Origin of the sequence: Mycolicibacterium parafortuitum, assembly GCF_002086815.1 — a bacterium.
GTDB lineage: Bacteria > Actinomycetota > Actinomycetes > Mycobacteriales > Mycobacteriaceae > Mycobacterium > Mycobacterium parafortuitum.
In genome coordinates, this window is the sequence record NZ_MVID01000002.1 from 177108 (window position 1) to 191414 (window position 14307).

Below are 14307 nucleotides of genomic sequence, written 5' to 3' on the forward strand. Positions count from 1 at the left end.
CATGCCCCGTTTTGACCCGCTGCCCGACCGTCGCCCCGCACTGGTCGCGGGGGCGTCCTCCGGAATCGGCGAGGCGACCGCGATCCGGCTCGCCCGCAACGGCTTTCCGGTTGCCCTCGGCGCCCGTCGGGTGGAGAAGCTCGAGGAGATCGTCGGCAGGATCCGCGCCGACGGCGGCGAGGCGATGGCCGTGGCGCTCGATGTCACCGACCCGGACTCGGTGAAGGGCGCCGTCGAGCAGACCACCGCCGAACTCGGCGAGATCGAGGTGTTGGTGGCCGGGGCGGGTGACACCAACTTCGGCAAGCTGCACGAGATGAGCACCGACGAGTTCACCGATCAACTGCAGATCCACCTGGTCGGCGCCAACCGGCTGGCCACCGCGGTGCTGCCCGGCATGCTCGAACGCCGCCGCGGCGATCTGATCTTCGTCGGATCCGATGTGGCGCTGCGGCAACGGCCACACATGGGTGCCTACGGTGCCGCCAAGGCCGGGCTGGTCGCGATGGTCAACAACCTGCAGATGGAACTCGAAGGCACCGGCGTGCGCGCCTCGATCGTGCACCCGGGGCCGACCCGCACCTCGATGGGCTGGAGCCTGCCCGCCGAGAAGATCGGTCCCGCCCTGGAGGATTGGGCCAAGTGGGGGCAGGCCCGGCACGACTACTTCATGCGTGCCGACGACCTGGCCCGGGCCATCACATTCGTGGCCGAGACGCCGCGGGGCAACTACATCGCCACCATGGAGTTGCAGCCGGAGGCCCCGCTGGCCGACGTCAAGGACCGCCAGAAGCTTGCTCTCGGCGAGGAGGGAATGCCGTCATGACAACAGCGATCGTGCCCCGGGTGTCCGGCGGCGAGGACGAGGAACACGGCCACCTGGAGGAGTTCCGCACCGATCCGATCGGCCTGATGAGCAGGGTGCGGCAGGAATGTGGGGATGTCGGCTGGTTCCAGCTGGCCGGCAAGCAGGTGGTGATGCTCTCGGGCGCCGACGCCAACGAGTTCTTCTTCCGCTCCACCGACAGCGAACTCAACCAGGCTGAGGCCTACCCGTTCATGACGCCGATCTTCGGCGAGGGCGTGGTGTTCGACGCCGACCCCGAACGGCGCGCGGAGATGCTGCACAACACCGCGCTGCGCGGTGAACAGATGAAGGGTCACGCCGCGACCATCGAGAACGAGGTCAAGCGGATGATCGCCGACTGGGGTGACGAGGGCGAGATCGAGCTGCTCGACTTCTTCGCCGAGCTGACCATCTACACCTCCACCGCGTGCCTGATCGGGCTCAAGTTCCGCAACCAGCTCGACTCGCGATTCGCGAACTACTACCACCTGCTCGAGCGCGGCACGGATCCGCTCTGCTACGTCGATCCGTATCTGCCGATCGAGAGCTTCCGGATCCGCGACGAGGCCCGCGCCAGCCTGGTCGAGTTGGTGCAGGAGGTCATGCACGGCCGGATCGCCAACCCGCCCAAGGACAAGAGCGATCGCGACCTGCTCGACGTGCTGGTGTCGATCAAGGACGAGGACGGCAATCCGCGGTTCTCGGCCAACGAGGTCACCGGCATGTTCATCTCGCTGATGTTCGCCGGGCACCACACCAGCTCCGGCACGTCGTCGTGGACGCTGATCGAGCTGCTGCGCAACCCCGAGTTCTACGCGAAGGTCCAGCAGGAGCTCGACGACCTGTACTCCGACGGCCAGGAAGTCAGTTTCCATGCACTGCGCCAGATCCCGAATCTCGACAACGCGTTGAAGGAGACGCTGCGGCTCCATCCGCCGCTGATCATCCTGATGCGCGTGGCCCAGGACGAATTCGAGGTCGCGGGCCATCCGATCCACAAGGGACAGATGGTCGCCGCGTCACCGGCCATCTCGAACCGGATCCCCGACGACTTCCCTAACCCGGACGTCTTCGATCCCGATCGCTACAACAAGCCGCGGCAGGAAGATCTGATCAACCGGTGGACGTGGATCCCGTTCGGCGCGGGCAAGCACCGCTGCGTCGGGGCCGCGTTCGCGCAGATGCAGATCAAGGCGATCTTCTCGGTGCTGTTGCGCGAGTACGAGTTCGAGATGGCGCAACCGGCCGACAGCTACCGCAACGACCACTCGAAGATGGTGGTGCAGCTGGCCCGGCCGGCGAAGGTGCGCTACCGCAAGCGCGCGAAGGCTTGAGAAAAGATGAGCGGAAACCGCAGCTACAGAATCCATCTCGACGCTGACCTGTGCCAGGGCCACGCGATGTGCGAGCTGGAGGCCCCGGATGTCTTCCGGGTGCCCAAACGCGGCGTCGTCGAGATCCTCGACCACGAGCCGCCCGACGAATTACGCGACGCCGTCGAGATGGCCGTCGAGATGTGTCCAACCCGGGCACTGACCCTCAAAGAAAAGGAATGAACGTGACTTCATCCTCCACAAGAGAGCAACTCGAAGACTGGGTCGAGCGCTGGCTGCAGGCCAACAAAGACTCCGAGGCGGCAGGCGACTGGACGAACCTGGCCGACTTCTACACCGACGACGCGACCTACGGCTGGAACATCGGCCCGAAGGAGGACGTGATGTGCGTCGGCAAGCAGGAGATCCGCGATATCGCGCTCGGGCTGGAGATGGAGGGCCTGGAGAACTGGTATTACGAGTACCAGCGCACCCTGATCGACGAGAAGCAGAACGAGATCGTCGGGTTCTGGAAGCAGATCGCCAACAAGAGCGACGGCGGCACCGCCGAGATCTACGGCATCGGCGGCAGCTGGTTCCGGCTCAACGACCAGCTGCTGATCGAGTGGCAGCGCGACTTCTTCGACTTCGGGCATGTCGCCAAGGGCTACGCCAAGCTGATCGAGTCCGGCGATCTCACCCCGGCGATGCAGAAGCGCATCGAACGGTCCCTCTCGGGCGAGCGGCTGCCCGGTTACTACCCTCTCGGGCAGGCCCCGGTCCCGATCTGGTAGAAACTCGACAGGTGTCAAGATGTGGCCCCGGTGACACCACGCAGGTGATGGAGGTCATAATGGACCGCAGAACAGGAACACGTTCCAATTTGTGCCTAGATTGACCATCCGGCGTGGCCGGCCGCCCCGGAGAACGCCGGGGTCGGGTTTCGCGAGTGGAGGTTCGAAGTGAAGACAAAAGGTGCTCTCATCTGGGAGTTCAACCAGCCGTGGTCGATCGAGGAGATCGAGATCGGCGACCCCGTCAAGGACGAGGTCAAGATCCAGATGGAAGCTTCGGGCATGTGTCACTCGGACCATCATCTGGTCACCGGCGACATCCCGATGGCAGGTTTCCCGGTGCTGGGCGGCCACGAGGGCGCCGGCGTCGTCACCGAGGTCGGCCCCGGCGTCGAGGGCCTGGAGCCCGGCGACCACGTCGTGCTGTCGTTCATCCCGTCGTGTGGCGCGTGTCCGTCCTGCCAGGCCGGCCTGCGCAACCTGTGTGACCTCGGCGCCATGCTGCTCCAGGGCACCGCGGTCTCCGACAACACCCACCGCATCCACGCCACCAAGAACGGTCAGCCCGTCATCCCGATGACGCTGCTGGGCACCTTCAGCCCGTACATGGTCGTGCACAAGAGCTCGGTCGTGAAGATCGATCCGTCCATCCCGTTCGAGGTCGCCTGCCTGGTCGGTTGCGGCGTCACCACCGGCTACGGCTCGGCGGTGCGCAGCGCCGACGTCCGCCCGGGCGACGACGTCGTCATCTCCGGTATCGGCGGCGTCGGCATGGGTGCGCTGCAGGGCGCCCTGAACGCGGGTGCGCGCAACATCTTCGCCATCGACCCGGTCGAGTGGAAGCGCGACCAGGCGCTGAAGTTCGGTGCCACCCACGCCTACCCCGACATCTTCAGCGCGATGGCAGGGGTCGCCGAGGTCACCCAGGGCCGGATGGCCGCCAAGACCATCATCACCAGCGGCGAGCTGCACGGCGAAGAGATCGACAACTACCTCAACATCACCGCCAAGGGCGGGACGTGCGTGGTGACCGCGGTCGCGAACATGGCCAAGTCCGATGTGACGCTGAATCTGTCGATGCTGACCCTGCTGCAGAAGAACCTGCAGGGCACCATCTTCGGCGGCGGCAACCCGCACCACGACATCCCGCAGTTGCTGTCGATGTACAAGGCCGGGCGCCTGAACCTCGACGACATGGTCACCCGGCAGTACAAGCTGGAGCAGATCAACGACGGCTACAAGGACATGCTGGAAGGCCGAAACATCCGCGGCGTCATCCGCTACACCGACGCCGACCGGTAACCCCACCCCTTCTCGCGAAATTGCATTCCAGCAGCGGAAGTTCGAGTAGCGCCCTGCTGGAATGCAATTTCGGCGGAGGCCGGACCGAAGGAGTCCCATGACAGAGACGGCAGAGGACCTGTCACCGGTGGTCGCGGCGTCACGGAATTCGTGGCGCTGCGTGCAGACCGGTGACCGCGAGGGCTGGCTGGCGCTGATGTCCGACGACGTCGTCGTCGAGGACCCGATCGGACAGGCCGTCACCAATCCCGACGGGACGGGTGTGCGCGGCAAGGAGGCCCTGGCCGCCTTCTACGACACCAACATCGGGCCGAACACGCTGCGCGTCACCTGCGAGGAGACGTTCCCGTCCAGCAGTCCGTCCGAGATCGCCTACATCCTGGTGCTGGAGACCACGTTCCCGAACGGTTTCGTGGCCACCGTGCGCGGGGTGTTCACCTACCGCGTCGACGACGCCGGGCTAATCACCAATCTGCGCGGCTACTGGAACATGGACGCGATGACCTTCTCCGAGGCGGGGAAGACGGATTAGCGCCGTGGCCGTCAGGCCGCTGGACAACCGGGCCGCGGTGGTCGTCGGCGGTACTCGCGGCGTCGGTCTCGCCGTCGCCGAGTTGCTGGCTTCCCTGGGCGCCTCCGTGGTGGTCAACGGCCGCGACGAGGCCGCGGCGATCGAGGCCGCGCAACGCATTCCGGGCGCGATCGCTCATCCTGGCTCGCCCGCCGACCCCGCGGTCGCCGATGCGCTGATCGAATCCTGCATCCGCGAGTACGGGCGCATCGACATCCTGATCAACTGCGCGGGCACCGCCGAACCGTCCGGCTCCTCGATCCTGAACGTGACCCCGGCGCAGTTCCAGGACCTGATGGACGCACACCTGGGCACGGTGTTCCAGACCTGCCGGGCCGCGGCACCGGTGATGGTGGCACAGGGCGGCGGCGCGATCGTGAACACCAGCTCCTTCGCGTTCCTCGGTGATTACGGCGGCACCGGCTATCCGGCGGGCAAGGGAGCGGTGAACAGCTTGACGCTGGCGATCGCCGCCGAACTCAAGGAGCACGGCGTACGCGCCAACGTGGTGTGTCCGGGGGCGAAGACGCGCTTGTCGACCGGCGCCGACTACGAAGCGCACATTCACGAACTGAACCGACGCGGACTCCTCGACGACGTCAGTTTCCAGGGTGCGCTCGACGCCGCCCCGCCGGAGTACGCCGCCCCGACCTACGCGTACCTGGCCAGCGATCTGGCCCAGGATGTCACCGGCCAGATCTTCATCGCCGCAGGCGGATTCATCGGCCGCTTCGAGCGGCAGACGCCGTCGATCGTGGCCTACCGGGGCCACCACGACGAGCCGCCGTGGACTGTGGACGAGATCGCCGCCCAGGTGCGCTGATCAGGGCAGCTGGGGTTTGATCTCCTCGATCACCCACTGCGCGTAGTCGAGATACTCGTCGACGCCCCCGACCCTGGGGATCGGCACCGCGCTGACGGTGACCCCCTGCTCCCCCAGCCAGCTCAGCTTGTCGACGATCTCGGCCGCGCTCATGCCCGGACGTGCGTGCGGATCCTTCTGCGCGACATGGCCTTCGCCGACCCGGTTGGTGCCCAGGCCGTGCACGACGTCGAACGGACGGCCGTCGTAGTCGGGTTGGGACTTGATGAACTCCACCCGTTCGGCGATCTGTTCGGGCGGGGTCAGGAACGACCACCACCCGGACGCGTACTTCGCCGCCCGCCGCAGCGCGGCATCGGCGTCCCCGCCGATCCAGATCGGCAGATGGGGTTTCTGCACGGGTTTCGGCTCGAACGCGACCTGGTCGAACGAGACGTACTTCCCCTGGAAGCTCGGAGTCTCGCTGGTCCACAGCTCCTTGATCGCCGCCAGGTACTCATCGGCGATCCGCCCGCGTTCGCGGAACGGGACTCCGAGCGCGTCGAACTCGCCCTGCAGCCAGCCCACCCCGAAGGTGACCATCATCCGGCCACCGCTCATCCAGTCCGCGGTGGCCAGCGCCTTGGCCAGCACGATCGGATGCTGCAGCGGCAGCACGGTGATACACGAGTTCAGCCGGATCCGTTCGGTGGCGCCTGCGAGATACGCCTGCGCCACGGTGGACTGCAGGTAGTGCGGGCCGGACAGTTCCACGTGCTCGGTCGGGATCACGAAATGTTCGGGGACAGCGATCATGTCGTAGCCCCAGGCATCCGCACATTTGGCCATCCGGGTCTGGTCCGCCCCGGTCACCGACGCCTCCCACGGTTGCGACATCGCCGGCAGCCGCAGCATGTGCGGCAGCGCGAAGACGAGCTGCATGTCCGGCGCTACTTGAGCATGCTGCCGGCGTCGACGGTCATCGGCAGACCGGTGACATAGCGGGCTTCGTCCGAGGCCAGGAACAGCACCGCGTTGCTGATGTCGCGCGGCTCCACCCAGCCGACCGGCAGCACATGCATCATCTGGGCCACCACTTTCATATCCTCGGGGCCCGGGTTCTCCAGATCCGGCCGGAACAGCTTCATCGTGCCCTCGTTCATGAACAGCGGGGTGTTCACGTTGGTCGGATGCACCGAGTTGACCCGGATCGAATGCTGACCGAGCTCGACGGCGAAGGTACGCATCAACCCGACGACGCCGTGCTTGGCGGCGATGTAGTGGCCGGTGTGCGGGTACGCCTTGAGCCCGCCGACCGAGCTGGTCAGGATGATAGAACCACCGCGACCGCCGGAGATCAGGTGCGGAACAGCGGCTTTGACGGACTTCCAGACTCCGGACAGGTTGACGGCGATCATGTCGTCCCAGTCGGCTTCGCTGGTGTGGTCCAGCGTCTGGCCACCGTTGCCGATGCCCGCGTTGGCGACGACGATGTCGAGGCGGCCCAGCTGCTCGACCCCCGAGTTCACCGTCTCTTCGACGGCGGCGTAGTCGCGGACGTCGACCTCGGCGGCGACGATCCGGCGGCCGGTGCCCTTGACCAGGTCGATGGTCTCGGCGAGGTCGTCCGGCGTGGCCGGCGGGATCTGCGGGTTCGAGCTGATCGGCCCACACACATCGATCGCGATGATGTCGGCACCCTCTTCGGCGAGGCGAACCGCGTGGCTGCGCCCCTGTCCACGCGCCGCACCCGTGATGAACGCGACTTTGCCCTCGACCCGACCGCCCATGTGCCACCTCGATTTCAGACATCCATCGACTATTTGTCGATCGATCAGGAGATTGACACCGATCGCCTTGACTGTCAACCGCCTGACGCGGATCCGAAGGACTTGAGATGACGGTCGACATAGGCGCGCATCTCGTCGTGCCCGAGCGTGACCCCGACCGCGCTCTCGTTGCACAGGCTGCGGGCGATCTGCGCGATCAGCATCGAGATCACCACCGGAGGATGCTCGTCGAGATCGATTCCGTTGGCGCGCAACGCGACCGTGACCGCGGCGGTCTCGATATCGCGGACCCGTTCGGCGTAGGCACGCAATTCGACGCGAATCACCTTGCGGTGGTTGGCCAGTGCCATGAATTCGGTGTTCAGCCCGGTCCGGCTGGCATCACTGTTGATCAGCCACAGTGCGCGCAGCGGATCGTCGTCGGCCAGCGCGGCACGCATATGTTCCAGGGAGGTTTCCGCACCGACGCGCAGCACCTCGACGAACAGGTCGTCCATCGTCGGGAAGTAGTAATAGACCAACGCCTGCTTCACGCCGGCCTCGGCGGCGACACGGCGCGACGTCGCCGCGGCATAACCCTCGTCACGCATGATCTTCGCGGTGGCTTCGATCAGGCGCTGGCGGGCATTGAGGTCACCGCCCCGGGTTCTCGGTGAGGTGGCCATTCAGCCGCCGTCCGGGCCGTCGATGCTTGACCGTGCCTCGAACGCCGTGGTAAGCATGGCGCATTCTAGCAGTCTGATCGATCGATCAGGCAAGCGAAAGGATCGCCTCGATGACCGACCTCGCGTCGATGGACTTCTTCTCCGATTTCGCGCTCAGCCAGGATCCCTACGCCTACTGGGACCACCTGCGCGCGTTGGGGCCGGTGTACCAGGAGCCGCATCACGGAGTGTGGGCGGTGACGGGCTATCAGGAGGTGCTGGCGGCGTTCAAGGATCACGGGTCGTTCTCGGCGGTCAACGCGATCGGCGGACCGTTCCCGCCCCTGCCGTTCACGCCCGAGGGCGACGACATCTCCGAACAGATCGAGGCGCACCGCCACCTTTTCCCGATCCACGAGCACATGGTCGTGATGGATCCGCCCGCCCACGAACGGGCCCGCTCACTGCTGAACAAGCTGCTGACTCCTCGTCGCCTGAAGGAGAACGAGGACTACATGTGGCAGCTGGTCGACAGCCAGATCGACCGGATCGCCGGTAACGGACGCTGCGAGTTCCTGACCGAGTACGCCAAACCCTTTGCCACCTCGGCGATCATCGACCTTCTCGGGGTGCCGCAGGAGGACCGCGCGGAGTTCCTCGCCGCGCTGGGCGCCGAGCAACCGGACGGCTCCCGGGTCGGTGCGCTCGACGGCGCGCCCGTCGGATCCGACCCGCTGCAGTACCTCGACGACAAGTTCCTCGGCTATCTCACCGAACGCCGTCGCGAGCCACGCGAGGACGTGCTGTCGGGGATGGCGACCGCGGTGTACCCCGACGGGTCGACACCCGAGCTCATCGAGGTGGTCAAACCCGCGACGTTCCTGTTCGCGGCGGGCCAGGAGACGGTGACCAAACTGCTCAGCGCGGCCGCCAAGACACTGGCCGAACAGCCCGAATTCCAGGATGTGCTGCGGGAGAACCCGGACCGCATCCCGAACTTCATCGAAGAGTCGCTGCGGATGAACTCCCCCACCAAGGTGGACTTCCGCCTGGTGCGCAAGTCCACGACGCTCGGCGGGGTGCACCTGAAGGCAGGCAGCATCGTGATGCTCTGCCTCGGCGCCGCCAACCGGGATCCGAGCAAGTTCGAGGATCCGCACACCTTCCGGCCGGAGCGCAAGAACGTCCGCGAGCACATCGCGTTCGGCCGCGGCATCCACACCTGCGCGGGCGCGCCGCTGGCGCGGGTCGAAGGGCAGATCACGGTGCGGCGACTGCTGGCCCGGCTGCGCGACATCCGGTTCGACGAATCGGCCCACGGCTCGGCCGACGAGCGCCGGTTCGCCTACGACCCGACGTTCCTGCTGCGCGGCCTGTCGGCGCTGCACCTCGAATTCGACCCGGTGCCATGACCTCTCGACGGGTGCTCATCACCGGCGCCGGGCAGGGCGTCGGCCGCGGACTGGCGCTGGCCTTCGGCCGGTCCGGAGCCGAGGTGTTGGTCAACGATCTGCACCGGGAGCGCAGCGACGAGGTCGCCGACGAGATCCGGTCCGCGGGCGGCAGCGCGGTGCCCGCACCGTTCGACGTGTGCGACTACGGGTCGGTGGTCTCCGCACTCGCCGACGCCGGACCGGTGGATGTGCTGGTCAACAATGCGGGCAACGCCGGCGCCGAGGGTTTCGGCGGCCGCGCCAAGTTCGCCGACACCGAACCGGCCGACTGGGAACCGTTCCTGCGGGTCAACCTCTACGGCGTGCTGCACTGCACCCGCGCGGTGCTGCCGTCGATGATCGCCAACACGTGGGGACGCATCCTGACGATCGTGTCGGATGCGGGCCGCACCGGTGACCCCGGCGGTGCGGTCTACGGCGCCGCCAAGGCGGGTGCCGCCGGCCTCACCCGGTCGGTGGCGCTGGAGAACGGCCGTCACAACATCACCGCCAACAACATCTCGCTCGGAACGATGCGCACGCCGATGACCGAGCCGTTGTGGGCCGAGCACGCCGATTCCCCTCAGGCCAAGGAGATCCTGCGCAACTATGCGGTCCGCAGGCCCGGCGTTCCCGAGGACGTCACCGAGTTGGCGCTGCTGCTGGCCGGCGATCAGGGGTCGTGGATCACCGGCCAGACGATCTGTGTCAACGGTGGCTACTCATTCGGCCTGTGAGCCATTCCGATCGCGGAACTGTTCGCGCAGTTTGACTTTGAGCACCTTGCCGGTGGCGGTGTGCGGCAGCTCGTCGACGAACACCACATCGTCGGGCAGCCACCACTTCGCGACCTGACCGGACAGGTACTCCAGCAGATCCTCGCGGGTGGCGTCGTGCCCGTTGCGCAGCACCGCGATCAGCAACGGCCGTTCCTGCCATTTCGGGTGCGGCACACCGATCACCGCCGCCTCCGCGACGGCGGGATGGCCCATCGCGGCGTTCTCGAGGTCGATCGAGCTGACCCACTCCCCGCCCGATTTGATGACGTCCTTGGTGCGGTCCACCAGTTGCAGGTACCCGTCCGGGTCGATGGTCGCGACGTCACCGGTCGGGAAGAACCCGTCGCCGTCCAGCTTGTCGCCGCCCTCACCCCGGAAGTAGCCGCTGGCGATCCACGGCCCGCGTACCCACACCTCGCCGAAAGCCTTCCCATCCCAAGGGAGTTCGTTTCCGTCGTCGTCGACGATCTTGAAGTCGACGCCCCACACACCGCGGCCCTGTTTGAGCCTGAGCCGGTGCTGCTCGTCGAGGCCCAGCCCGGCGTGCTTGGGCAGCGGTCGCCCGACGACGCACAGCGGGCTGGTCTCGGTCATCCCCCAGCCCTGGAACGTCTCCGCGCCGAAGTCCCGCTCGAACCGTTCGATCATCGACAGCGGCAGCGCCGCACCCCCGGTCCCTGCGTAGTCCAGCCCGAGCTCGCGCGGGTCGATCTCGGGGTGCTCGTCGAGATAGGCGAACAGCATCATCCACACCGTCGGCACGCCCTGGGACTGGTTCACCCCTTCGGTTTTCATCAGCTGGTAGACCGATTCGCCGTCCAGGTGCGGGCCCGGCATCACCAGTTTGGCGCCGACCATCGCGGCGGTGTACGGCGTGCCCCACGCGTTGGCGTGGAACATCGGCACCACCAGCAGGATGACCGATCCGCTGTGGATGTCGATGGCGTCGCGCGCGGCGGTCATCAGGGTGTGCAGCATCGTCGAACGGTGCGAGTACAGAACGCCTTTCGGGTTTCCCGTGGTCCCCGAGGTGTAGCACAGCGAGGACGCGCTGCGCTCGTCGAACTCGGGCCAGTCGTAGTGGGTGGACTGGCGGCCGATGAACTCCTCCCAGCACAGGAGCCGCTCGGCGGGCACGCCGGGCACGTCGGGCATGTGTGCGCGGTCGGTCATCACGACGAAGTGCTCCACGGTCTCCAGCGCGGGCGCCAGCGCGCCGACCATCGACGCGAAGGTGATGTCGAAGAACAACACCCGGTCCTCGGCGTGGTTGATGATGTAGGTGATCTGCTCCGGGAACAGCCGCGGATTGACGGTGTGCATCACCGCGCCCGACCCCGAGACACCGAAGTACAGCGCGAGGTGGCGGTCGCTGTTCCACGCCAGCGTCGCGACCCGGTCGCCGCGCTCGATGCCGAGCTCGGTCAGTGCGTTGGCGACCTGCTTGGAGCGCTCGCCGACGTCGCGCCAGGTGGTGCGCCGGACGTTGCCCTCGGGCAGGCGCGACACCAGTTCGGTGTCGCCGTGGAAGGTCGCCGCGTGGTCGATCAGCGACGAGATCATCAGCGGCCGATCCTGCATCAATCCCAGCATGCGGCCAGGCTAGAGCGAATCCGGCGCGAAAGGTGACGCTTGCGTGCGTTTTACGCGCCTGATCCGCACCACGCCGGTAGCGTCGACGGCAGCGACGGGAGACGACCATGAGGCCGACGACGAAACGCGGTATCGCCGCCGGGTTCGCGGCTGCGCTGCTGCCCGCGGTGTTGCTGACCACGGCGCCGACGGCCGCCGCCGGCTGCGTGTACGGCGGGCCGGTGCTGGGCAAGTGCGACGGGCCCGTGCAGGCCGACGGCAACTGGGAGCGGTGCGTGACCGTCGCCCAGTACGTGCCATCGGGTCTGAGCTCGCACCTGGTGCCGGTCCGGCGGTGCGAGCTGATGGGCCCGTCCCGGCCGCCCGGTGATCCGTCGTTCGCCGACCCTCCGTGGCACATCGACGGCTGATGCGGCACCGGTTAGCGTGAGCGCATGGCGACCATCTTCACCAAGATCATCAACCGCGAGATCCCCGGCCGATTCGTCTACGAGGACGACGACATCGTGGCGTTCCTGACGATCGCGCCGATGACGCAGGGCCACACGCTCGTCGTGCCGCGCGCGGAGATCGACAACTGGCAGGATGTCGAGCCCGCGGTGTTCGCCCGGGTGATGGAGGTGTCGCAGCTTATCGGCAAGGCGGTGTGCAAGGCGTTCGACACCGAGCGCGCCGGCGTGATCATCGCCGGGCTGGAGGTACCGCACCTGCACGTGCACGTGTTCCCGGCCCGGAACCTGTCCGACTTCGGGTTCGCCAACGTCGACCAGAATCCGTCGCCCGAATCGCTCGACGAGGCGCAGTCCAAGATCAAGGACGCACTGGCGCAGCTGAGCTGATCGGCTCAGTCGTCTCCTCGCTGGAGCGCTCGTCGGTGCCGGTATCGGTGCCCGTCTGCTCCTCGCGCAAGCGCTCGTCGGTGCCGGTCTGCTCCTCGCGCAAGCGCTCGTCGGTGCCAGACTGCTCCTCGCGCAAGCGCTCGTCGGTGATCCGCGGGAGCATCACGGTGAACCTGCAGCCGTGGCCCGGCGCCGTCGTCACACTGACCCGCCCGCCGTGCGCGAACACCAGCGAGTCGACGATCGACAGGCCGAGGCCGGTGCCGCCGCTGGCCCGGGCACGGGACGAGTCTGCGCGGTAGAACCGCTCGAACACCCGCTGGGCGTCCTCGGGGGTCATACCCGGACCCTCGTCGCACACCTCGACCACCGCGGTCGCATCGCTGGTCCCGACCCGGATGGTCACCCCCGCGGTCTCGGGGGTGTGCTGCAGTGCGTTGGCGACCAGGTTCGACAGCACCTGCCGGAGCCGGGGCTCGTCGCCGAGCACCTCGGGCGTCCCCGGTCCGTCGAAGACCTCCATCCGGATGGCGCGCTTCGGCGCGATCGACTGGGCGTCGTGCACGGCGTCGCTGGCAAGGGCCAGCAGATCGACCCGGCGACGTTCCAGCGGACGCTGGGCGTCGAGGCGCGCCAGCAGCAACAGGTCCTCGACGAGCAGACCCATCCGGCGCGACTCACTTTCGATGCGGCCCATCAGCATCTCGATGTCGCGCGCCGCACCCTGGCGGTAGAGCTCGGCGAAGCCGCGGATGGTGGTCAGCGGGGTGCGCAGTTCGTGGCTGGCGTCGGTGATGAAACGCCGCATCCGGTCCTCGGAACTGCGCGCCTTCTCCGCCGAGGACTCCGACAACGCCATCGCACGCTGGATCTGGGCCAGCATTCCGTTGAGCGCCAACGACAACCGGCCCACCTCGGTGCGCGGGTCGCGTTCGGGCACGCGGCGGTCGAGCTGACCGGACGCGATCGCCGCCGCGGTCTGTTCCACCTCCGACAGCGGGCGCAGGCTGCGGTGCACCACCGCGTAGCCCGCGATGCCGAGCACCAGCAGCACCGCGGCGCCGATCCCGACCTGGGTGTACACCAGCGAACGCATCGTGGACTTCACGTCGGACAGGTCGATCGCGACGGTGGTCAGTTCACCGCGCAGCCCGCGGACAGTCATCGCCCGCCACTGCACATCGGAGTGGTCGACCGAACCGACCGTCACCGGCTCGGGGCCCACGTCGTTGTCGGCGGGCAGCACCGGCTCGGCCTCGCGGTCGTTGATCACCATCCAGATGTGCCCGTCGGGATCGATGCCGCGGACATAGAAATCCGACGGCGGCCGGGCCGGGTTCGGATCGTCGGCCGAAGCCGTGGTCAGCCGGCGCGGAACCTGCGCCCAGCCGCGGGACGCGTCGAGCAACGTGTCGTCGACGCGGTTCATCAGGCTGTGCTGCATGATCGTGGTGACCGCGATGCCGGACGCCAGCAGGCCGCACGCCACCAGCAGAAGCGTCGCCGCCACGAGACCGACCCGCAGCGGGACGCCGCGCCTCAGATGCCGAACGTCTCCCGCCACATAGCCATTGTCCCGCTCAGCGCCACCCATTGCTCT

16 protein-coding genes are annotated in these 14307 nt (G+C 67.3%); 11 read left to right on the forward strand and 5 right to left on the reverse strand.

Annotation, left to right across the window (positions count from 1 at the left end; translation table 11 throughout):
* The first annotated feature begins 1 nt into the window (after position 1).
* From BST38_RS03470 to BST38_RS03500, 7 genes are all read left to right on the forward strand, one after another.
* Positions 2-826 (forward strand): SDR family oxidoreductase, encoded by an 825-nt coding sequence (locus BST38_RS03470; RefSeq protein WP_083141853.1) that lies wholly within the window; start codon positions 2-4, stop codon positions 824-826.
* Complete coding sequence (locus BST38_RS03475; RefSeq protein WP_083141854.1) at positions 823-2181, forward strand: lanosterol 14-alpha demethylase; 1359 nt, start codon at positions 823-825, stop codon at positions 2179-2181. Before BST38_RS03470 ends, BST38_RS03475 begins: the two co-directional genes overlap by 4 nt.
* 6 nt (positions 2182-2187) lie before the next feature.
* A complete protein-coding gene (locus tag BST38_RS03480) occupies positions 2188-2403 on the forward strand; it encodes a ferredoxin (protein ID WP_083141855.1) in 216 nt (71 codons plus the stop codon).
* 2 nt (positions 2404-2405) lie between these two features.
* Positions 2406-2954, forward strand: coding sequence for a nuclear transport factor 2-like protein (locus tag BST38_RS03485; protein WP_420872512.1), 549 nt, complete (start codon positions 2406-2408; stop codon positions 2952-2954).
* 168 nt (positions 2955-3122) lie between these two features.
* On the forward strand, positions 3123-4256 hold the full coding sequence (locus tag BST38_RS03490) for an NDMA-dependent alcohol dehydrogenase (protein ID WP_083141857.1): 1134 nt from the start codon (positions 3123-3125) through the stop codon (positions 4254-4256).
* Positions 4257-4353: 97 nt separating this feature from the next.
* Positions 4354-4788: a nuclear transport factor 2 family protein gene (locus tag BST38_RS03495; RefSeq protein WP_083141858.1), complete on the forward strand. Its 435-nt coding sequence runs from the start codon at positions 4354-4356 to the stop codon at positions 4786-4788.
* A gap of 37 nt (positions 4789-4825) precedes the next feature.
* Complete coding sequence (locus BST38_RS03500; RefSeq protein WP_083142094.1) at positions 4826-5650, forward strand: SDR family NAD(P)-dependent oxidoreductase; 825 nt, start codon at positions 4826-4828, stop codon at positions 5648-5650.
* On the opposite strand, the gene BST38_RS03505 is transcribed toward BST38_RS03500, so the two are convergent.
* The 3 genes from BST38_RS03505 to BST38_RS03515 form a co-directional block, all read right to left on the reverse strand.
* Positions 5651-6571 carry a TIGR03619 family F420-dependent LLM class oxidoreductase gene (locus BST38_RS03505; protein WP_083141859.1) on the reverse strand — a complete coding sequence of 307 codons (921 nt, stop codon included), beginning with the start codon at positions 6569-6571 and terminating at the stop codon, positions 5651-5653.
* Positions 6572-6579: 8 nt separating this feature from the next.
* On the reverse strand, positions 6580-7419 hold the full coding sequence (locus BST38_RS03510) for a mycofactocin-coupled SDR family oxidoreductase (protein WP_083141860.1): 840 nt from the start codon (positions 7417-7419) through the stop codon (positions 6580-6582).
* 74 nt (positions 7420-7493) lie between these two features.
* On the reverse strand, positions 7494-8084 hold the full coding sequence (locus tag BST38_RS03515; RefSeq protein ID WP_083141861.1) for a TetR/AcrR family transcriptional regulator: 591 nt from the start codon (positions 8082-8084) through the stop codon (positions 7494-7496).
* A gap of 110 nt (positions 8085-8194) precedes the next feature.
* Here BST38_RS03515 and BST38_RS03520 point away from each other — a divergent pair, with 110 nt between their 5' ends.
* A complete protein-coding gene (locus BST38_RS03520) occupies positions 8195-9475 on the forward strand; it encodes a cytochrome P450 (RefSeq protein WP_083141862.1) in 1281 nt (426 codons plus the stop codon).
* Positions 9472-10233, forward strand: coding sequence for an SDR family NAD(P)-dependent oxidoreductase (locus BST38_RS03525; protein WP_083141863.1), 762 nt, complete (start codon positions 9472-9474; stop codon positions 10231-10233). The genes BST38_RS03520 and BST38_RS03525 overlap by 4 nt, the downstream gene beginning before the upstream one ends.
* Here BST38_RS03525 and BST38_RS03530 read toward each other — a convergent pair.
* The gene (locus BST38_RS03530) at positions 10219-11868 is read right to left on the reverse strand and encodes a long-chain-fatty-acid--CoA ligase (RefSeq protein WP_083141864.1); all 1650 of its coding nucleotides are present in this window, start codon (positions 11866-11868) and stop codon (positions 10219-10221) included. The genes BST38_RS03525 and BST38_RS03530 overlap by 15 nt on opposite strands.
* Positions 11869-11975: 107 nt before the next feature.
* On the opposite strand from BST38_RS03530, the gene BST38_RS03535 reads away from it, so the two are divergent.
* Complete coding sequence (locus BST38_RS03535; RefSeq protein WP_083141865.1) at positions 11976-12278, forward strand: CDGP domain-containing protein; 303 nt, start codon at positions 11976-11978, stop codon at positions 12276-12278.
* 24 nt (positions 12279-12302) lie between these two features.
* Entirely contained in the window at positions 12303-12707 is a 405-nt protein-coding gene (locus BST38_RS03540; protein ID WP_083141866.1) for an HIT family protein, read from the forward strand.
* Here the strand turns inward: BST38_RS03540 and BST38_RS03545 are convergent.
* Positions 12679-14301 carry a sensor histidine kinase gene (locus BST38_RS03545; protein ID WP_237160652.1) on the reverse strand — a complete coding sequence of 541 codons (1623 nt, stop codon included), beginning with the start codon at positions 14299-14301 and terminating at the stop codon, positions 12679-12681. The genes BST38_RS03540 and BST38_RS03545 overlap by 29 nt on opposite strands.
* Positions 14302-14307 lie beyond the last annotated feature (6 nt).